This window comes from Trinickia sp. (assembly GCF_051953955.1).
Lineage (GTDB): Bacteria > Pseudomonadota > Gammaproteobacteria > Burkholderiales > Burkholderiaceae > Trinickia.
The window spans coordinates 1-20,351 of the sequence record NZ_JBQCIF010000030.1; the positions used below are offsets into that span (position 1 = coordinate 1).

Consider the following 20,351-nt stretch of genomic DNA (forward strand, 5'->3'; position numbering starts at 1 on the left):
AACGGATATGGGTGGGCCAAACGCGCGGTTGAGCATCGAAGAGAGCATCCCGAAGTTGGTCGATACGATCGAGGCGCACGCAGGACGGACGGGGCTGCACTACGTGGATTACCTCGGGCGCGTCGTGCCCTGGTGAGCGGCGGGATTGCACGGCGATTGCATTTGGCGGCAGCACAGTGTTGTTCATCCGGCTTACCGACATTATAATGACGATTAACTCGATTTATTTGGCTAAACGTCATCATAATGCTCTTTAAGATAGCCACCGCACAAGAAGTTGCGAGCGAACTCGGGCAGCGCTTGCGGGCCCGCCGGCTGTCGCTCAATCAATCGCAGGCCGAAACGGCCGCGCGGGCGGGTGTTTCTCTTGGCGCCGTCCGTAACCTCGAGCGAACCGGCCTAGTAACGGTCGAAGTCATGTTGCGAGTAGCCAGCACGCTCGGACTGCTGCATCAGTTGGAGCCCGTGTTCGTCACTCGCCCCGCCAGCATTGAGCAGATGGAGGCCGCGAGCCGCTCACGTCGGCGCGCCGGCCGTCGGAAAGTCGAAGCATGAAAAAACTTACCGTAACGTACGTTGGCTGGGGCGAGCGATTCGCGCTGGCACAGTTGGCCGACGACGGACGTGATCTACTCTTCCAATACACGCCGAATGCACTGGCCCGCGGGCTAGAACTGTCGCCCTATCATCTCGTGCTCTCACGCGAGGCATACGGCGATTTTCCGAGGCATCAGCACCGTCTGCCGGGCCTCGTGAGCGACGCGCTCCCCGACGGGTGGGGCATGCTCGTCATGGACCGTCTCTTCCGCAAGAATGGCGTCGATGTCGCTACCGTTTCCCCGCTCGATCGGCTAGCCTTCATTGGCGAGGATGCCATGGGTGCGCTAGCGTTCGAGCCGCCGTCAGAGCCGCACCTTGAAACGCGTGACGTCGATCTGCTAAAAATCGCCAATAGTGTACGCAGCGTTCTTTCGGGGGACAGTGAGGACATGCTGCGCGATCTTGCGCTGATGGGAGGATCCCCGCACGGTGCGCGGCCGAAAGTTCGAGTGAACCTGGACTGGACCGCAGGCGTCGCATCCATGTCGGAAGACGGACCCGGTTCGCCGTGGCTCGTTAAGTTCCCCGGTCGACAAGAGGCTCCGGAAGTCTGCGCGATCGAATACGCATATGCAGGCATGGCCCGCATATCAGGGATTCCGATGCCCGCGACACACTTCTTCGCGCTCGCTGACGACGTGACTGCATTCGGCATCGAGCGTTTCGACCGCGTGGAGGGAATGCGTGTCCCAGTGCATAGTGTTTCTGGTCTGGCGCACGCAGACTTCCGGCTTCCCTCGCTCGACTACCTCTCAGTGCTGAGGCTCACTCGCCTGCTCACCGCAGACGAGCGGGAAGTCTTGCAGATGTACCGGCGTTGTGTGTTCAATGTGGTCTTTCACAACCGGGACGATCATGCGAAGAACCTGTCGTTTCTGATGAGGCGGGATGGCACTTGGTGTGTCGCCCCCGGATACGACCTCACTTTCAACGAGGGTCCCGGGGGCTATCACCAGATGGACGTCTGCGGCGAGGCAATGCGGATCGAGCGTTCACATCTACTTGATCTCGCGTCCAAGGCGGGCATCAAGAAGGAAGACGCAGCGGCTGTCATCGATCAAGTCTGCGAAGCCGCCGGGCATCTACCGGCCTCCGTACGAAATTTGCCGATCGCGCGCTCGACGTACGAGCATATTTGCTCGAAAGTCGAACGTTCTCGCTATCTAGCCAGTACGCGCAAGTAGCCAACCCCACGCTTTGGCGTCTCCCCCTTCACTGCGGCCCGAGCTTCTTGATCAACGCGTCGAGCTGCCCCATTTCCTCGGCGTTCAAATCGCTCAGCGGCGCGCGCACGGGGCCGGCATCGCGGCCGACCAGCTTCGCGCCGGCCTTCACGATACTGACCGCATAGCCCGCCCGACGATTGCGGATCTTCAGATAAGGCAGGAAGAACTCGTCGATCAAGCGGCCCACCGTAGCGTGATCGTCGGAGGCGATAGCGCGATAAAACGCCATGGCCGTCTTCGGAATGAAATTGAACACGGCCGACGAGTACACCGGTACGCCAAGCGCCTTGTAGGCGGCCGCATACACTTCCGCCGTCGGCAAGCCGCCGAGATAGGCGAAGCGATCGCCGAGCCGCCTGCGTATCGTCACCATGGCCTCGATCTCGCCCACGCCATCCTTGAAGCCGATGAGGTTGTCGCAACGATCCGCCAACTGCTCGAGCATGTCGGCATCGAGCTTGGAGTTTGCGCGGTTGTAGACGATCACGCCCATCCTCGGCACGGCCTTGCATACCTGCTCGACGTGCGCCGCGATGCCTTCTTGCGGCGCCTCCGTCAGGTAATGCGGCATCAAGAGGATGCCCTGCGCGCCCTGGCGCTCCGCTTCTTGGGCGTATTCGATCGCCACGCGCGTCGGGCCGCCCGCGCCGGCCAGAATCGGCACCTTGCCCTTGCACGTTTCAGTGGCGGTCCGAATGACGTTCGAGTACTCGCTCTTCGTCAACGAAAAGAATTCGCCCGTGCCGCCCGCGGCGAACAACGCGCTGGCGCCATAGGGCGCGAGCCACTCGAGGCGGGCCGCATAGGTGTCGGGCCGGAATTCGCCCTGGGCGTCGAAGTCGGTCACCGGAAAGGACAGGAGGCCCTCGGAAACGATCGTTTTCAGTTCTTGCGGTGTGGTCATGATCTGGTCCTGCTCATAGAGTCCGTAAATGAATCGGGTACGCAACGCCCTCAGCGCACGAGGCAGGGACGCTTGTTGTCGAATGTCCAATTGGGAATCAGGTATTGCATGGCCGCGGCGTCGTCGCGCGAGCCGAGACCATGCTTCAGGTACAGCGCGTGCGCCTTTTCGACTTCGTCCATGTCGATTTCGATGCCGAGACCGCCTCTCCGCGGCACCTCGATCTTGCCGCCGGCGATCCGCAGCGGCTCGCGCGTCAAACGCTGTCCGTCCTGCCAAATCCAATGCGTGTCGATCGCCGTCACGTTGCCCGGCGCCGCGGCGCCGACGTGCGTGAACATCGCGAGAGAGATGTCGAAGTGATTGTTCGAATGCGATCCCCACGTGAGCCCGAACATCTGGCACAGCTGCGCCACGCGCACCGAGCCCTGCATCGTCCAGAAGTGCGGATCGGCAAGCGGAATATCGACCGATTGCAATTGGATCGAATGCGCCATCTGGCGCCAGTCGGTCGCGATCATGTTCGTCGCCGTCGGCAGCCCCGTGGCGCGGCGGAATTCGGCCATCACTTCCCGGCCCGAATAACCACCTTCCGCTCCGCACGGGTCCTCGGCATAAGCCAGCACGCCGTGCTTGTCGCGGCACAGCCGTACCGCCTCGGCGAGCGACCACGCGCCGTTGGGATCGAGCGTCACGCGCGCATCGGGGAAACGCTCGTGCAGCGCGACGACCGCATCCATTTCTTCATCTCCGCTCAGCACGCCGCCCTTGAGCTTGAAGTCATTGAAGCCGTAGCGCGCCTGCGCCGCCTCCGCGAGCCGGACGACGGCCTCGGGCGTGAGCGCGGCCTCGTTGCGCAAACGGAACCAAGCGTCGTCGGCATCGGGCTCCGTGCGATAGGCGAGCGGCGTCTTGCGCTTCTCGCCGACGTAGAACAGATAACCGAGCATCTCGACCGCGTCTCGCTGCTGCCCCGAGCCGAGCAGCGCCGCGACCGGCACGTCGAGGAATTGCCCGAGCAGATCGAGCAATGCGGACTCGATTGCCGTCACCGCGTGGATCGTCGTGCGCAAATCGAAGGTCTGCAGCCCGCGACCGCCGGCGTCGCGCTCGGCGAACGCCGCCTGCATCGCATTCAGGATCTCGTTGTAGCGGCCGATGGGACGGCCCACGACGAGCGCTCGCGCATCCTCCAGCGTCTTGCGGATCGCCTCGCCGCCGGGCACCTCGCCAAGGCCCGTGCGCCCGGCGCTGTCGCGCACGATGACGATGTTTCGCGTGAACCACGGGCCGTGTGCGCCGCTGAGATTCAGCAGCATGCTGTCCTGGCCGGCGACCGGAACGACCCGCAGGTCCGTTACGACCGGCGTGCCGGAGAAAGTGGTATTCATCAAAAAGCTCCGCTGGGTAAAAATGATCGGCGGCGCGGCTTATCTCGCCAGCGATTTCACGAGGTGCACGCGCTTGATTTCGCCGACGATGACGAGGTAGCTGACGATGGCCATCGCCGCGTTCGCGCTGACGAACACCAGCGCACCGGCGAACGAGCCCGTCGCCTGCACGATGTAGCCGATGACGATCGGCGTCGTAATGCCGGCCGTATTGCCGAACGTGTTGAAAAGCCCGCCGGACAGCCCCGCTGCTTCGCGCGGCGACGTGTCGGACACGACGGCCCAGCCGAGCGCGCCGACGCCTTTGCCGAAGAACGCGAGCGACATCACGATGACGACGAGCGTGTTGTCGCTGATGTAGCTGCAGGCGATCATGCTCATCGACATCAGCATGCCGAGGACGATCGGCGTCTTGCGCGAGGCCGACAGCGAGAAGCCCGCCGTCGACATCCGGTCCGACAGCCAGCCCCCGATGATCCCGCCGAGGAAACCGCAGATGGCCGGCAGCGACGCCACGAAACCGGCCTTCAAGATCGTCATGCCCCGCTGTTGGACGAGATACACCGGGAACCATGTCAGGAAGAAGTACGTCAGCGTCGTGATGCAGTACTGGCCGATATAGACGCCAAGCAGCATGCGGTTCGCGAGCAGCTCTTTGATGCAAGCCCAGGTCTGCACCTCTTTGGGCTTGGCGTCGCCCGGGCCGGCATCGAGCGCGACCAGTGCGCCGCCTTCCTCGAGATAGCGCAGCTCGCTCTCGCTGATTGCCGGATGCTCTTTCGGCCCGTGGATCACCTTGAGCCACACGCCGGCACAGACGATGCCCACCACGCCCATGAACACGAACGCGCTTTGCCAGCCGTGGCTGTGCACGAGCCAGCCCATGATCGGCGCGAACAGCACGGTCGCGAAGTACTGGGCCGAGTTGAAGATCGCGGCGGCCATGCCGCGCTCATGGGATGGAAACCAAGCGGCGGCGATGCGGCTGTTGCCCGGGAACGACGGCGCTTCGGCCGCACCGACACCGAGCCGCAGCAAGAACAGTGCGGCAACGGCCGCACCGCCGGTCAGGAACCCGATCGTCCCTTGAAACAGCGTGAAGACCGACCACAGCAGGATGCTGAAGAAATAGGTGATCCGCGAGCCGAAGCGATCGAGCAGCCATCCGCCCGGCAGCTGCGCGACGACGTACGACCACGCGAATGCTGAAAAGATGTAGCCCATCTCCACGGGAGAGAGCTCCATCGCCTTGCGGATCGCCGGGCCTGCGATCGAGATCGTGGCACGGTCCGCGTAGTTGACCGTCGTGACGATGAAAAGCATCGCAAGGATGCCCCAGCGCGTGCGGGATGCGAGCTTGCGAACGACCGGTGCGGCCGGCGCGTGTATCTGTTCCATGTTCCGTCTCCTCCGATTCGAGCGTTCGCCCTGCAGGGTGAATCGCTCCGGCGTTGTTGTCCGTTGCATTCTCGGGGGAGGTCGATTCAGGATCAAATCAACCCGTGACTCGATTGATTCAAAACTTGGATCAATAGCACGGTGGACACACACAGATTGGCCGATCGGCGCTGAGGACTCCGCTACGAATCTTCGAAGCGGCGAATGCGCGCCTCGTTCCTGGGCACGCGGCCGTATCGGCTCATCGATCCGCGAAGGTAGGCAGGATTTGATGCTTGACGATCGCCAGAATCGGATTGTCGTTGCTGCGCCGGAACGCGCAGATCGTTTCGACCGGCTGCGGCGGATCGGTGTCGATCGGGCGCATGACGACGCCTTCGAACCGCAGCCGCGTCGCCGCCTGCGGAATCAACGCGGCACCGATGCCCGCATGGACGAGCGCCAGCATCGTATGAATTTGGGCGACATGCTCGACGAAGTCCGGCACGACGCCGGCACGGTCGAAGATCGCCTGCATGAGCCGGTAAAAGTAGTCGGCCTCGTAGGGCGAGTACATCAGAAGCGGGCGGCCATGCAGGTCGGCGGCAACGGGGTGCTCGGGCCAATGCGCGGCTTGGCTCTCGGGAATCGCGAGCACGAGGCCTTCGTTGCCGAGCACGGCCGTTTCGAGCTCGCCGCTGTCGACGTGCGGGCGCAAGAGCCCGAGGTCGAGCTGCCCCGACGCCAGCGCCTTGAGCTGCTCGCGGCTCACGAACTCCTTGAGGGTCAGTGCGACGCCCGGCGAGTGCTCGTGCACGAGGCGCACGAGCTTCGGCAGCAGGCCATAGCCGGAGGCGGCGGTGAAGCCGATCGACAGAAACCCAGTCTCGCCTTTCGCGACGCGACGAGCTGTGTAGGCCGCTTCCTCGGCCAGACGGAGAATTCGCGTCGCCTCGAGCAAGAACGAGCGGCCCGCGGCGGTCAGCCGAACGGAGCGGCTCGTGCGGTCCAAGAGCGGCGTGCCGATCTGATGCTCGAGCAACCGGATTTGCCGGCTCAACGGCGGTTGCGTCATGTTCAGGCGCTCGGCCGCACGGCTGAAGTGCAACTCCTCGGCAACGGCGACGAAGCAACGGATTTGGCTGATTTCGAACATGATGACCGCCCTTTCAGAGCACCTCAGGCGAGCGCACGGGATCGGCATCCACGCAGCAAACGAGCACGTCCGCATCGTCGTCGCCGACGCTGATGTACGCGTGGCCGACCGCGCTGTCGAAATACAAGCTGTCGCCGCGCGAAAGCGCGTACACCGTGCCATCCTCGAAATGCAATTGCAGTTCGCCCCCGAGCACGAAGAGGAATTCCTCGCCGCCGTGGCGAATGAATTCCGGGAAATCGCCGAGCGAACGCGCATGGATCCGTCCGCGTACCGGCACCATGCGCTTGCCCGTGAGATCGTTGGCAATCATCCCGTACTCATAGAGCGGCGTGTCGTACGTCATCTGCTCGCCGGAGCGTGTCAGCGACGGCTCCATCCGCCCCGTCTTCGCGCGCTCCGGCTTGCCGAAGATCACATCGAAGTCAATGCTCAGCGCATGCGCCAGCGCAGCGAACTTGTCGTAGGTCAGCGCAATGTCGCCCCGCTCGGCCTTCGAAATCGTCGACACGGCAATCCCGGAGAGCGAGGACAACTGCATCAGCGTGAAGCCTCGCGCCTTACGAGCCTCGCGTAGGCGTGCACCGATGACTTTGTGATCGATTTCCATGAAAGGAACGGTTCTCCCGTGCGGGTTTTATCGTATACGAGAATCAATTTTTTCTCGTATATGATAACTCGCACGCCGTCCCTACCCCTCAGGACCTCAGGAGTGAGCCGTGGCCTCCATTGCCCTAACGAAAGCCGGTCTTTCGAAGCGTCAAGTCATCGTCGCGACCACGCTTGGGACGGCGCTCGAATACTACGACTTCACGATCTACAGCTTTTTCGCGATCCCGATCGGCAAGCTCTTCTTTCCGTCGGCATCGCCAGTGAATCAATTTCTGTTGTCGATCGCCGTGTTCGGCGTGGGCTTCGTCGTCCGGCCGCTCGGCGGCATCGTCATCGGCGCCTATGCCGATCGAGCCGGCAGAAAGAATGCGATGGTCCTCACGATCATGCTGATGGCGCTCAGTTGCGCGTTGATCGCCTGTGCGCCCACGTATTCGGCGATCGGCATCGCCGCACCGCTGCTCGTCCTCGCGGCGCGGCTCGTGCAGGGATTCGCGGCCGGCGGCGAATTCGGCCCCGGTACGACGCTGCTCGTCGAATATGCGAGCGACGCAAGCCGCGCGTTCTTCGCGAGCTGGAACTTCGCGGCCACGGCGCTCGGCGTCGCCCTTGGCGCGACGGTCGCGTCGCTCCTGAATGCCGTGCTATCGAAGGAAGCCGTCAGCGAATGGGGATGGCGCCTGCCCTTCCTGCTCGGCGTCTTGGCGGCGCCGGTCGGAGCGCTGATTCGCCGCCGGCTCGAAGAAACGCTGAGCGTCACCGTGCAGCGCAGCCATCGCCGCAATGCCGTGAAGGCCGCGCTGACGACGCACTGGCGGCTCACGGTCCTCGGAACCTTCGCGGAGCTGGGCGGATCGGTGTCGGTCTACGTCATGACGTTCTATTTGCCCAATCATGCGGTGCGCACGCTGCACCTGTCTCACACGGCGTCCGTGTTGTCCGCCGTGGTCAGCGCGCTCGTGCTGTTCCTCGTTGCGCCGCTCGCGGGCAAACTCGCGGATCGCATCGGCCGCAAGCCCGTGTTGATAGCATCGAGAGTCACGCTGTTGCTGTGCGTCTACCCTGCATTCGCGTGGCTGACCGCGCAACCGTCGGTCGGCTTGCTCTGCGCGCTCTCGGCGTTTTTTGCGGTGTTCGTCGCCGGCCAGATCGTGCCGGTGCTGGTCATGATTCCCGAGCTCTTCCCGCGCGAAGTTCGCGCCACGGGGATTGCGCTCACCTACGTCGTCAGCGCATCCTTCTTCGGCGGCTTCTCGCCGCTGATCGCCGGCTGGCTCGTCGCCCGCACCGGCAGTCCGCTCGCGCCGGCGTGGTATGTCGCGGCCGCCTGCGCCGTGTCGCTGATTCCGGTGTTCTGGCTGCGCGATCGCACCGGCGAAGCGATCGGCTGACCCCTCTCTCGTTGGAGCGCTCAATGACGCATGACAACGCCGGGCTCACAAGCCTATCCGCCGTCGAATTGAGACGGTTGATCGGTACCAAGGCCGTTTCTCCGGTCGAACTGCTCGACGCCTGCATCGCCCGCATCGAAGCGGTCAATCCGGCCGTCAATGCCGTGACGGCAACGTGCTTCGACGCGGCGCGCGACGCCGCGAAAGCCGCCGAACAGGCGGTAATGGACGGCCAGCCGCTCGGCTTGCTGCACGGCCTTCCGCTGGGTGTCAAAGATCTCGAAGACACCGCGGGCTTGCTCACCACCTATGGATCGCCGGCATCGCGCGGCCACGTTCCATCCAGCGATGCGCTGCTCGTTCAGCGCCTGCGCGCGGCCGGCGCGATCCTCGTCGCCAAAACGAACGTGCCCGAACTCGGCGCGGGCGCGAACACGCGCAACCCGGTATGGGGCGCGACGGGCAACCCCTTCAACCCTGCGCTGAACGCAGGCGGCTCCTCGGGCGGGTCGGCCGCCGCGCTCGCGTGCGACATGCTGCCGGTGTGTACCGGCTCCGATACGGGAGGATCGCTGCGCATTCCCGCGGCGAAGTGCGGCGTCGTGGGTTTTCGCCCGTCACCGGGGCTCGTGCCGAATTCACGGCGCCTGCTCGGCTGGACACCGATCTCGGTGGTCGGTCCGATGGGGCGGGACGTCGCCGAAACGGCGTTGCAGCTGGCCGCGACCGCGGGCGAATCGGCGCTCGATCCGCTGAGCTATGCGGTCGATCCGCTAGCGTTTTTGCGCTCGCCGGATATCGATCCTTCGACGCTGCGCATCGGCTACACCGAGGACTTCGGGTGCTGCGACGTCGACGGCGACATCCGCTCCGCGTTCCGCGCGCGGGTGGCCGAGCTTGCACGCATCGTTCATACGTGCGAGCCCGTGGAGTTCGATTTCGGCGATGCGCACCGTTGCTTCGACGTGATTCGGGCCGAGAGCTTCGTCGCGGGCTTGCATGCGATCTACGCGCGCGACCCGGGCGCGCTCGGGCCGAATACGCGGGCCAATTACGAAATGGGCGCCAAGATGTCGCTCGCCGATTGCGCCTGGGCGCATGCCGAGCAAACTCGCATCTTTCAGCGCTTTCAGCGGGCATTCTCGAAGTTCGACGTGATCGTTTCGCCCGTCACACCGGTATCGCCGTTTCCATGGACCGAACTCTACGCGGCCACCGTCGAGGGCCGGCCGCAAGCGAACTACTACCGTTGGCTCGCCCTCACCTATGTCGTGACGCTCACGACCCACCCTGCGCTTGCGTTGCCGTGCGGCGTCGATGCGGCCGGCATGCCGTTCGGCTTGCAGGTCGTCGGCCCGTTTCGCGGCGATTTGCAGACTTTGCGAACGGCGAGAGCGCTCGAACAGGCGTTCGCGGCTTCGCCGACGCTGCGCCGCCCGCGCCCCGATCTGACGCGTCTCACAGAGCCGAACCCGGCGCTGAAATCGATCGTCACGACGCCGCCGGATTTGAACGCAGGCGTCCGCTACGCATCGGGGCCGTCGGCGGTATGATCGCCACGGGCCGCAACGGCAGCACCGGCTGCATAGGCGAAACGGAAATGCGGATGCGGATGCGGATGCGGATGCACGAAAGGATGTGATGAAAGTCGATGCAATTGTCCTCGGCGCCGGCATCGTAGGCGTCTCGGTGGCACTCCAACTGAAGCGACGCGGCCTATCGGTTGCGCTCGTCGACCGCAAGGCGCCCGGCAACGAAACGTCGTTCGGCAACGCCGGGCTGATTCAGCGTGAAGGCGTTTATCCCTATGCGTTCCCGCGGGATTGGGCTTCGCTCGCGCGCTACGCAAGCAATCGCGCGACGGACGTGCGTTACCACCCCGCGGCGATGCCGAAGCTGCTGCCGTTCCTCTACCGGTATTGGCACCATTCGCGCGCGGACAGACATGCCGCCATCGCGCGCGCCTATTCGACGTTGATCGAGCATTGCGTGACGGAACATCGCACGCTCATCGAGGAGGCCGGTGCTCGATCGCTGTTGCGCACCGGCGGATGGATGAAGGTGTTTCGCACGTCTCGCGCGCTCGACGCGGCCATCGCGGACGCGCGACGTTGGGAGGCGGAGTACGGTGTGCACCACGAGGCGCTCGACGGCACTGCGCTACGGGCGGCCGAACCCGCGTTGAGGCCGGTGCTGATCGGCGCGGTCCGGTACCCATCCTCCGATTCCGTCAGCGATCCGAACGGCCTGGTCACGGCATATGCGCGTCTTTTCGAGCGGCTAGGCGGGCGCATTCTGATCGGAGACGCGAGCACGCTCGCGCCGTCGTGGCACGTCGAGACGCAAGAAGGCCCCGTCGATGCCGATTCGGCCGTGATCGCGCTGGGCCCGTGGTCGAACGACGCGACGCGCCGGCTCGGCTACGCGCTGCCGCTCGCCGCGAAGCGCGGGTATCACATGCACTATGCGGCGCGAGACGGCGCCCGGCTGAACCAGCCCGTGCTCGACGCCGAGGCAGGCTATCTGATCACGCCGATGGTGCGCGGCATCCGCTTGACCACCGGCGTCGAGCTCGGCTATCGCGATGCCCCAAAAACGCCCGTGCAACTCGAAGCCGTCGAGCCGCTCGCGCGCGGCGTCTTCCCCCTGGGCGAACGGGTCGATGCCGAGCCTTGGCTCGGCAGCCGGCCATGCACGCCCGACATGCTGCCGATCATCGGCCCAGGAACGAAGCATCGAAATCTTTGGTTCGCATTCGGCCACGCGCATCATGGTCTTACGCTCGGCCCGATCACGGGGCGGCTCCTCGCCGAAATGATGACCGGCACACCGACGATCGCCGACCCGACGCCGTTTCGCGCCGATCGCTTCTGAACGATCAGGCCTGGTTATTGCAGGCGCGTCTCCATCACAGGAGGCAGCCGTGAGCGACGATAAACTTCACGAACCCGAAAGCACGGTCGAAGACCCCGTCGAACGATCGTGGATCCGACGCCTCGGGCCGGGCTTGATCACGGGCGCGGCGGACGACGATCCCTCCGGGATCGGCACGTATTCGCAAGCCGGCGCGCAGTTCGGGTACAACTTGCTATGGACGCTGCTGCTGACCTACCCGCTCATGACGGCGATCCAGCTCGTGAGCGCAACGATCGGCCGCGTGACGGGGAAGGGCCTCGCGTCGAACATTCGCACGCACTACCCCAAGTGGCTGCTCTATGGCGCCGTGCTGCTGCTGATCGTCGCGAACGTGATCAACATCGCGGCGGATCTCTCCGCGATGGGCGCGGCCGCCCAGTTGCTGGTGAGGACTCCTCAGCAACTGAACGTCGTCGTGCTCGGCGCGCTATCGGTCTGCCTGCAGATCTTCGTTCCGTATGACCGATATGCGCGCCTTCTGAAGTGGATAGCGCTGGTCCTCCTCGCTTATGTCGCCGTCGCGCTCATCGTTCCCGTCAAGTGGGGCGATGTTGCACGCTCGATCGTCATGCCCCGTTTCTCGCTGAGCTCGGACTACCTGACGACGATCGTGGCGGTGCTCGGCACGACGATCAGCCCGTATCTGTTCTTCTGGCAGGCTTCGCAAGAAGTCGAGGAAATGCGATCGCAGCCGGGCCAACAGCCGCTGCGCCGCGTCCCTCGTCAGGCACCGGCGCAGATGATGCGCATCAGCTTCGACACGTGGGTCGGCATGGGCGTGTCGAACCTCATTGGATTTTTCATCGTATTGACGGCGGCAGCGACCCTGCATCTGCACCACATCGACGTGAAAACCTCGGCAGACGCCGCTCGGGCACTCGAGCCGATCGGTGGGCGCTTCGCCTACGCGCTATTTGCGCTCGGCATCATCGGCACCGGTCTGCTCGCACTGCCCGTCCTTGCGGGATCGGCAGCCTACGCCGCCGCGGGCAGCTTCCGCTGGCGCAGTTCGCTAGCGCTGCATCTGTCGCTCGCGCGCCAATTCTATGCGGTCATCGCGCTGTCGATCGCCGGGGGCGTAATGATCACGTTCATGCATTTCGACCCGATCCACGCGCTGTACTGGAGCGCGGTGATCAACGGCATCACCGCGGTACCGATCATGGCGATCATCATGCTCATGGCCGGAAGCCGTCGCATCATGGGCCAGTTCGCCGTCAAAGGGTTGATGGCCTGGGGCGGATGGATCGCGACGGTCGCGATGGCCGTCGCGGCGGTCGGCGTATTCGTGCCGGGATGACAGCTGCAGGTAGCGTGCGAGACTCACGTACCGAATTGTCCGTTCTCGACCCGAGGCGCTCGCCCAGCGAATCAACGGCGCCCTTCTTCTTCCGCCTTCGGCCGCTGCGGCGCTTGCCGCGGGTCGGCCCCGCGTCGATTCGGCTCTCTCGCGCATGCGTCCGGCGGCGCGACGTAGGGTGGATCGTCGCAGCAGCATGCATAAATCGGGAATCCATAGGCATTCGTGCCGACGATGGTCGTCGGCCCATGCAACGGACACCTGGCTTTCATGGCGCCTCCCGAAGCTCGCTGGTCAACCTGGACATAGTACGCTTGGCGAGCCGGTTTGGCGTAGACTGCCCTACGCGCCCTTTCGCTCGTGCGTCCACACACGCAACGCTCGAACCTGTCCCGTCATAAGCCCGTTATAAAGGAGGCCTCACGCATGCATGCAGTGCCTTTGGACAGCAGTGCCGTCACCCCCTCCACACACGCGCCCGAGCGCGATCTGCGCCGCGTTCCCATCCATCCCGATTACTGGTATCCGTTGGCGTGGTCGCGCGAGGTCAAACGGGGCAAAACGCTCGGGGTGCACTTTGCGGGCGAGCCCATCGTTCTGGTAAGAACCGAGTCGGGCACGATATTCGCACTGGAGGACCGGTGTGCGCATCGGCAGGTTCCGCTGCATGCCGGCGTGGTGGACGGCGAATCCATCCGCTGCGGCTATCACGGCTGGACCTACGACTGCGCCGGCCACTGCGTCGACGTGCCCTATCTCGGGCGCGAGCGACTGCCCAACGGCGTGCGCGCCTATCCGTGCCGCGAGCAGCATGGCCTCATCTTCGTCTTTCCCGGCGATGCGGCACTTGCCGACACGCGGCCGCTGCCCGAGTTGCCTTCGGTGGAAGACAAGGCGTACAAGACGCGCCGCTTCGGCCGTGAAGTCAAGTGCCACTATTCCTTCATGCACGAAAACCTGATGGACATGAACCATCAGTTCCTGCACCGGCGCGAGATGGGGCAGATGCGCGCGCGCTCGCTGGGCCGCCGCCGCGGCGAGGATTGGGTCGAAGTCGATTACACGTTCGCACGGATGGAGGGGAAGCAGCCAGTGGGGGAGGCGCTGGTATTCGGTGCCGCCAAGGGAGACCGGGGAGAAGACGACAAGGACGTCATGACGATACGCACCGGCTATCCGTACCAAACCCTGCAGATTCGCTCGAGCGACGGCACGCTGGTGATGGACTTGTGGATCGTCTACGTGCCGCTCGATGCCGAACAGCGTACGAACCGCACGTTTGGTCTGCTTTCGATCCGCAAGCCGCGTATTCCATTTGCGCTGGACCTGGCGTGGCCACTGCTCGTCTGGTTCACCGAACGGATCTTCAAGGAAGATAGGTGGATCGTCGAGCAGGAGCAAGAAGCGCACGATAAGCAAGGTGCCGATTGGAACCATGAGGTGTTCCCCGTCATCCTCGAATTGCGCGACCTATTGCGCAACAGTGGCGGCCGAACCGTCATCCCGATCCGCGAGGCCGGCGCCCGCCGCCATTCGCCCTGACGATATGTAGGCGTTACAGCTTGCCCGACGACACAGACCCATCACCAACGCACCGCATGAGCGAACGCTCGACTATCGAGCCTTATGGCTGAACGCTCCGTCGATATTGGCGTATGGATTGCCTTCCTTGCGTTGAGTCGGCGAATCGTCCGCAGACATGCCCATCTGCTCGCGTAAGGGCGCGGGAACACCCTTCCCAGGTTTCGCGTCGGGCTTGATATCTTCGAGCCCGCAAGCCCATACATCCAACATGCTCTTGGCGATTTGCCGGAAACTCGGGTAACGCTCCGCATATTCAGCAACCATTGGGACGACTTTATGGACGGCACGCGAAACGCGCTCGCGCGCCTCGTTCATATCCGCCCGGCTCAAACCAAGCCGCCCCCCTCCGTAGGCCGCCAGCATCGAGCCCGCCGCCCAAACGCGTTTGCCCTGCAACGTCAGCGCTGGCAAGTGGGTCGCATATTGCCGGTAGACGGTTCCGCTTAGCACGTCGTACACCGGTGAAAGCCGTACATCCTCGATACTGGAGTAGACGAGCGCGAAGTTCTTGAGGTGTGCATCAGCGTTGCGAACCGCATGGTTCAGCAATAGAAGCGCGTAAAGACGCCTTGCATTGTCCTTGAATGTCGCCCGCGATACGTAAGCATGGGTGAGCTTGGCAAGATCCTCGACAGATCCTTTGTATTTGTTCACGGCATCGTTGGGTTTGAGAGCGCAGAAATCCTCCACTCCCAGCATTCCGCCTTCCGCGATGCGGTCGAATCGGCGAACGGCTATAACTTGTCCGTCGTCGGACAACTGTGCTTCGGGTACTTCGAGGCCGGCCTCACGAGCGACCTCAAGGCATAGATATTCGTTGATTGCGAGCCCGGGCAAATCATCAAAACCCGTCTTCAGGATGAATTCGTCGGTCCAAACCGTAGTCTTATCGGCCGGTTGGGCAAACGCCTTCGGCATGACGCCCGACACGCCTTCTGCGACCCCGGCTTCCAGCAACTGCAAGAGGTTCTCACGCGAGTCGGCCGATGCCAACAGCCCAGCCATATCGGCATTGCTCACTGCGGCTGTGGGCTTGACGCCCCGCGGCACGACCTGAACTCGCCCGATCGCGTTTGCGCCGGTCAGCGCGAGCAAACCGAAATCGCTCACGTCCGTATGTGGGCCAAGCCGGCGGATCATCAGATCCTTCTTGAACCCTTCCGGCAGATTCATTTGAAAGAAGGGATGCAACGTGCCCCAGTCGTACGACGCCGCTCGTACAGGCATAAGAAGCGAAACGAGGCTTGCTGACGGAATGTCGGGCAGATAGGAGAAAACATATCTGCCGGCTTCTTCGGTAAGCGTGCCTACTCGCTCTCCGGACACATAAACATCGAGCGAGGAACGGGTCACGAGTCGCCCTCGACAGCCTTGCGGTGCCCCGCCCGCTTTCTGACACGCTGTCGCGGCGGCTCATCGCTGAATCCGGCCGACTCGATCACGACGTCGTCCAGCGTGCGCTGATGGCCCGGCCGACGCGCAATCAGCTCCAACCCTACCGCGTCGAAAAGGCTCAGCATCTTGACAGTACCGATTTCGGGAAGTGTTCCGGTTTCAAACAGGCTGATGCGGCCGCGTGTCACCCCGCTAATATCCGCGACCTGCTGCTGCGTGAGGTTAGCAGCCATCCGCGCTTGGCGAAACGACTCACCGAGTTGGGAAAGGGTCATGTTCCGTATTCCGTACACTATGACGTTTTTACAACATAGTGTAGCACATACGATACATTTTCGGCGCAGCCGTAATGTGCTATATATACATCGTTAACGCCACATCGTCTTGTAATGTACCGCATGAAATACGTTACGTTCAAAGCCAAGCAGCCTGTGCAAAGGACGTTCTCGATGCACTGCACCGGCTACAACCGCGCCAAAAACGCCCCGATGAACGCCTCTGTGATACGCGGCAGCGTTCGGCCGCGCTTCTTCACGAGCGCGGTGGCACGGACGAAAGCGGGATCGTCGACCGGACGCGCGACGAGATCCGGTTCAGCCAGCACTTCGCGCGCGGTCGCCGGCAGGATCGTGACCCCTAGGCCACCCCGAACCATCGCGACGGCCGTCATCATGTAGGTCGGCTCGCACGCCACCTCCAGCGAGTATCCGGTGGCACCGAGAGCCCGATCCACGACGGTCCGCACGCTGGTACCGGACGCGGTCAGCACAAGCGACGAACCTGCCAGGTCGGCCGCTTTGATGCGCCGCTTGCGCGCAAGCGGGTGCGTTTTCGGGCATACGACCACGAGGCGATCCGAGCCGCTATGCAGCACCTCGAGCGAAGCATCGACGACGTCGCCGCCCGTGAGCCCGATATCGACCTCCTCGCTGCGCACCAGATCGACGACGGTACTCGCGACCGCATCGCGAATCTGGAAGCTCGCACGCGGCACTTGCTCGCGAAACGTACGAATCAACTCCGGTAGCGCGCTGGCTGCAAACGTCGGCAGACAAGCCAGCCGGATCGTACCGCTCACGCCCTCGCCCAGCGCGCGGGCATCGCGCAACACCCTTTCCATGTCGTCGAGCGAACGGCGCAGCAGCGGCAACAGTTCCCGCCCCGTCTGCGTGAGCACCACGCTGCGGCTATTGCGATCGAAAAGCCGCGCGCCAACGAGCTCCTCCAAGCGCCTGATCTGGACGGTCAACGCGGGCTGAGACAAATGCAACTGAGCGGCGGCGCGCGTGAAGTTGCCCGCATCGGCCACCGTGACGAACGCACGAATTTCGCGAAGATTCAGATCCATAACGAATCGTGATTGCTGCAATCACATTATTTCAATTGTGTAATCGACACCGCGAACTTACGCTCGAAGCTCTCAAAAAACAAGATTGGAGACAAGGTCATGCTGCCGTTACTGGGGCTTCTTACGATCGCCGTGCTGCTCGGCGCCATCCTCTCGAAGCGCATGTCGCCGCTCGTCGCGCTCATCGTCGTGCCGATCGCGGCCTCGCTGATCGGCGGCTTCGGGCTGCACACGAGCAAGTTCGTCGTCGATGGCCTGAAGAGCCTCGCGCCCGTCGTGGGCATGTTCGTTTTCGCAATTCTGTACTTCGGCACGATCACCGATGCGGGCACGCTCGATCCGATCATCGACCGCATCTTGCGTACCGTCGGCACGCGACCCACACGCATCGTCATGGGCACGACGCTGCTTGCACTGTTGATTCACCTGGACGGCTCGGGCGCCGTCTGCTTTCTCGTCACGATTCCGGCCATGCTGCCGCTCTATGAGCGCCTGCAAATGGACAAGCGTGTGCTGGCGGCTGCCGCGTCGATGGCGGCGGGCATCAATTTCCTGCCATGGACGGGCCCGATGATTCGCGCATCGGCGTCGCTGCACTTGCCCGTGTCCGCTCTCTTCAATCCCCTGATCCCGGTGCAAGCCATCGGCCTCGTGTTCGTGTTCGGCGCGGCCTATTGGCTCGGACGCCGCGAAGAAAAGCGCCTCGGCGTGCTCACGCAGAGCGGCGAGATCGTGGTGCCGAAGCGTGAATTGACGCCGGAGGAGCAGGCGCTGCGCAGGCCGCGCAACTTCTGGTTCAACATCGTCCTGACATTGATCGTGCTCGGAACGATGGTCGTCATGGGCGAGAAGATTCCGCCCGCGATCATGTTCATGGTCGGGCTGTGCATTGCACTGATGGTCAACTATCCGAACGTCGAAATGCAGCGCAAGCGCATCGACGCTCATGCACGCGCCGCACTGATGATGGCCGGCATTCTGCTGGCGGCAGGCGTGTTCACGGGGATCATGCAGGGCAGCGGCATGCTCAAAGCGATGGCGCAGGCAGCAGTAGGGTTCGTCCCGCCGTCGATGGCAAGCCACATTCCCGTTGTTCTCGGCTTGCTCTCGATGCCGCTGAGCTTGCTGTTCGATCCCGATTCGTTCTATTTCGGCGTGCTGCCCGTGATCGCCGAAGTGGCAGGTCAACTCGGCGTGCCCGCGGTGCACATCGGGCAAGCCGCGCTGCTCGGCCAGATGACGACAGGCTTTCCCGTCAGCCCACTGACGCCCGCGACGTTTCTCGTCGTCGGCCTGTGCGGGATCGAGCTGGCCGAGCACCAGAAGTTCACCTTTCCCCTGCTGTTCGGGGCGTCGATCGTCATGACGATCGCGTGCGTCGTGCTCGGCGTCTTTTCTCTTTGAGTGTGTGCAACCGACGGCAAGGCAATGACAGCGAATCAAACAGACGGCTTCAAACTCGAAGAGCAGACTCGCCGCGTGCGAATCGGCGCGGGTGCGGGCTACTCGGGCGACCGCATCGAGCCGGCCGTCGAGCTCGCGGAACATGGCGCGCTCGACTATCTGGTCTTCGAATGTCTCGCGGAGCGAACCATCGCGATCGCTCAGCAAACGAAGCGCAACAATCCGCATCTCGGCTACGACCCCTTGCTCGAAGCCCGCATGCGCGCGGTGTTGCCCGTCGCCGTGCGCAACGGTGTGCGCATCATCTCGAACATGGGCGCGGCCAATCCGCATGCGGCGGCGCTCAAGACCGCGAGCATCGCGCAATCGCTCGGCTTGAGCGGACTGAGGATTGCAGCGGTCAGCGGCGACGACGTGCTCGACTTCGTTTTAAACGGCGACTTTCGCTTCGTGGAATCGGGCGATGAAGTTGCCGGCTACCGCGAGAAGATCGTCTCGGCCAATGCGTACCTCGGTTCGGCTCCGATCGTCGGTGCGTTGGCGGCCGGAGCCGATATCGTGCTCACGGGGCGCGTCGCCGACCCGTCGCTGTTCACGGCCCCGCTCATTCACGAGTTCGGCTGGCGCATGGACGACTGGGACACGCTCGGACAGGCCACTGTCGTTGGGCATCTGCTCGAATGCGCGGGTCAAGTGACGGGCGGCTATTTCGCCGATCCCGGCTACAAAGACGTGCCGAACTTGGCTCGTCTCGGCTTTCCGATCGGTGAAGTCTCGGCGGACGGATCGGTCGTCATCACGAAAGTGCCGCAAGCGGGCGGGCGCGTGTCGGCGGCAACGTGCAAGGAACAATTGCTCTACGAAATCCACGACCCGAGCCGCTATCTTCAACCCGACGTCGTCGCCGATTTCACGGAAGTCGAGGTGCTCGAAGAAGCGCCCGATCGCGTGCGCGTAACGGGAGGCCTTGGTCACGCGAGGACGGACACGCTCAAGGTATCGGTCGGATATGCCGACGGCTTCATCGGCGAGGGACTGATCTCGTATGGGGGACCCGGCGCAGTGGCGCGTGCGCGCCTTGCGCTCGACATCGTGCGCGAGCGGCTCGCTTTCACGAACGTATTGGCTAGCGAATTGCGCTTCGATCTGATCGGCGTCGATTCCCTATATGGCGAGACGGGGGCGTCGACACGGGCCGAGCCTGCCGAGGTGCGGCTGCGTGTGGCCGGTCGCACCGCCAACGCGCAAGAGGCGCAACGCATAGGCAACGAGGTGGAGACGCTTTACACGAACGGCCCCGCCGGCGGCGGCGGCGTGACCAAATCGACTCGCGAGGTGCTCGCCGTGCAATCGATCCTACTGCCGCGCGGCACCGTTGCACCCGCGTTCACCTTCGTGGAGGCTTGACGTGAAGCTACGCGAACTCGCGCACTCGCGCACGGGCGACAAGGGCAATACGCTGAACGTTTCGGTGATCTGTCGCGATCCGAAGCACTACGAGCATCTGCGCGCTCATTTGACGCCGGAGCGCGTGAAAGCATGGCTCGCCGATTTCGTGCTGGGAGACGTCGTTCGCTACGACCTGCCTCGGCTCGCCGCGTTCAATCTCGTTCTGGGCAATGCGCTCGGAGGCGGCGTCACGCGATCGCTCGCACTCGATGCACACGGCAAGTCCGTCAGCTCGATCGTGCTCGATATGGACATTGCGCCGCCTCGAGCTTAGAACGCTTATAGACGCTGAGGACCG

Annotated in this window: 18 protein-coding genes and 1 pseudogene; 11 read left to right on the top strand and 8 right to left on the bottom strand. The window is 63.5% G+C overall.

Annotation, left to right across the window (positions count from 1 at the left end; all coding sequences use genetic code 11):
• From ACTHNZ_RS05970 to ACTHNZ_RS05980, 3 genes and pseudogenes are all read left to right on the top strand, one after another.
• Window positions 1-136 (top strand): annotated as a pseudogene (locus ACTHNZ_RS05970) (3-oxoacyl-ACP reductase); the annotation flags it as partial.
• A gap of 110 nt (window positions 137-246) precedes the next feature.
• Window positions 247-555 (top strand): helix-turn-helix domain-containing protein, encoded by a 309-nt coding sequence (locus tag ACTHNZ_RS05975; protein ID WP_440541580.1) that lies wholly within the window; start codon window positions 247-249, stop codon window positions 553-555.
• Entirely contained in the window at window positions 552-1,784 is a 1,233-nt protein-coding gene (locus tag ACTHNZ_RS05980) for a type II toxin-antitoxin system HipA family toxin (RefSeq protein WP_440541581.1), read from the top strand. Before ACTHNZ_RS05975 ends, ACTHNZ_RS05980 begins: the two co-directional genes overlap by 4 nt.
• 28 nt (window positions 1,785-1,812) lie before the next feature.
• Here the strand turns inward: ACTHNZ_RS05980 and kdgD are convergent, their stop codons facing one another.
• The 5 genes from kdgD to ACTHNZ_RS06005 form a co-directional block, all read right to left on the bottom strand.
• Window positions 1,813-2,730 (bottom strand): 5-dehydro-4-deoxyglucarate dehydratase, encoded by a 918-nt coding sequence (kdgD, locus tag ACTHNZ_RS05985; RefSeq protein ID WP_440541582.1) that lies wholly within the window; start codon window positions 2,728-2,730, stop codon window positions 1,813-1,815.
• Window positions 2,731-2,780: 50 nt separating this feature from the next.
• Window positions 2,781-4,121 (bottom strand): glucarate dehydratase, encoded by a 1,341-nt coding sequence (gene gudD / locus ACTHNZ_RS05990; RefSeq protein ID WP_440541583.1) that lies wholly within the window; start codon window positions 4,119-4,121, stop codon window positions 2,781-2,783.
• A 39-nt stretch (window positions 4,122-4,160) separates the two neighbouring features.
• Window positions 4,161-5,519, bottom strand: a complete 1,359-nt coding sequence (locus ACTHNZ_RS05995; RefSeq protein ID WP_440541584.1) for an MFS transporter — start codon at window positions 5,517-5,519, stop codon at window positions 4,161-4,163.
• 241 nt (window positions 5,520-5,760) lie between these two features.
• On the bottom strand, window positions 5,761-6,654 hold the full coding sequence (locus tag ACTHNZ_RS06000) for a LysR substrate-binding domain-containing protein (RefSeq protein ID WP_440541585.1): 894 nt from the start codon (window positions 6,652-6,654) through the stop codon (window positions 5,761-5,763).
• A 13-nt stretch (window positions 6,655-6,667) separates the two neighbouring features.
• Window positions 6,668-7,264 carry a helix-turn-helix domain-containing protein gene (locus ACTHNZ_RS06005; RefSeq protein ID WP_440541586.1) on the bottom strand — a complete coding sequence of 199 codons (597 nt, stop codon included), beginning with the start codon at window positions 7,262-7,264 and terminating at the stop codon, window positions 6,668-6,670.
• 109 nt (window positions 7,265-7,373) lie between these two features.
• Between ACTHNZ_RS06005 and ACTHNZ_RS06010 the strand changes: the two genes are divergently transcribed.
• From ACTHNZ_RS06010 to ACTHNZ_RS06030, 5 genes are all read left to right on the top strand, one after another.
• Window positions 7,374-8,657: an MFS transporter gene (locus tag ACTHNZ_RS06010; RefSeq protein ID WP_440541587.1), complete on the top strand. Its 1,284-nt coding sequence runs from the start codon at window positions 7,374-7,376 to the stop codon at window positions 8,655-8,657.
• Window positions 8,658-8,680: 23 nt separating this feature from the next.
• On the top strand, window positions 8,681-10,210 hold the full coding sequence (locus tag ACTHNZ_RS06015; protein ID WP_440541588.1) for an amidase: 1,530 nt from the start codon (window positions 8,681-8,683) through the stop codon (window positions 10,208-10,210).
• A gap of 88 nt (window positions 10,211-10,298) precedes the next feature.
• Window positions 10,299-11,531, top strand: a complete 1,233-nt coding sequence (locus ACTHNZ_RS06020) for an NAD(P)/FAD-dependent oxidoreductase (RefSeq protein WP_440541589.1) — start codon at window positions 10,299-10,301, stop codon at window positions 11,529-11,531.
• Between the two features lie 49 nt (window positions 11,532-11,580).
• Window positions 11,581-12,873 (top strand): NRAMP family divalent metal transporter, encoded by a 1,293-nt coding sequence (locus tag ACTHNZ_RS06025; RefSeq protein ID WP_440541590.1) that lies wholly within the window; start codon window positions 11,581-11,583, stop codon window positions 12,871-12,873.
• A gap of 426 nt (window positions 12,874-13,299) precedes the next feature.
• Complete coding sequence (locus tag ACTHNZ_RS06030) at window positions 13,300-14,415, top strand: Rieske 2Fe-2S domain-containing protein (protein WP_440541591.1); 1,116 nt, start codon at window positions 13,300-13,302, stop codon at window positions 14,413-14,415.
• A gap of 72 nt (window positions 14,416-14,487) precedes the next feature.
• Here the strand turns inward: ACTHNZ_RS06030 and ACTHNZ_RS06035 are convergent, their stop codons facing one another.
• From ACTHNZ_RS06035 to ACTHNZ_RS06045, 3 genes are all read right to left on the bottom strand, one after another.
• Window positions 14,488-15,810 carry a type II toxin-antitoxin system HipA family toxin gene (locus ACTHNZ_RS06035; RefSeq protein ID WP_440541592.1) on the bottom strand — a complete coding sequence of 441 codons (1,323 nt, stop codon included), beginning with the start codon at window positions 15,808-15,810 and terminating at the stop codon, window positions 14,488-14,490.
• Window positions 15,807-16,127, bottom strand: a complete 321-nt coding sequence (locus ACTHNZ_RS06040) for a helix-turn-helix transcriptional regulator (protein WP_440541593.1) — start codon at window positions 16,125-16,127, stop codon at window positions 15,807-15,809. The genes ACTHNZ_RS06035 and ACTHNZ_RS06040 overlap by 4 nt, the downstream gene beginning before the upstream one ends.
• Window positions 16,128-16,315: 188 nt before the next feature.
• Window positions 16,316-17,200 (bottom strand): LysR family transcriptional regulator, encoded by an 885-nt coding sequence (locus ACTHNZ_RS06045; protein ID WP_440541594.1) that lies wholly within the window; start codon window positions 17,198-17,200, stop codon window positions 16,316-16,318.
• 99 nt (window positions 17,201-17,299) lie between these two features.
• On the opposite strand from ACTHNZ_RS06045, the gene ACTHNZ_RS06050 reads away from it, so the two are divergent.
• From ACTHNZ_RS06050 to ACTHNZ_RS06060, 3 genes are read left to right on the top strand one after another with little or no spacing between them, the layout of a single operon-like run.
• On the top strand, window positions 17,300-18,604 hold the full coding sequence (locus ACTHNZ_RS06050; RefSeq protein WP_440541595.1) for a CitMHS family transporter: 1,305 nt from the start codon (window positions 17,300-17,302) through the stop codon (window positions 18,602-18,604).
• A 24-nt stretch (window positions 18,605-18,628) separates the two neighbouring features.
• Window positions 18,629-20,011 (top strand): acyclic terpene utilization AtuA family protein, encoded by a 1,383-nt coding sequence (locus ACTHNZ_RS06055; RefSeq protein WP_440541596.1) that lies wholly within the window; start codon window positions 18,629-18,631, stop codon window positions 20,009-20,011.
• Between the two features lies 1 nt (window position 20,012).
• Window positions 20,013-20,327, top strand: a complete 315-nt coding sequence (locus ACTHNZ_RS06060; RefSeq protein WP_440541597.1) for an AtuA-related protein — start codon at window positions 20,013-20,015, stop codon at window positions 20,325-20,327.
• Window positions 20,328-20,351 lie beyond the last annotated feature (24 nt).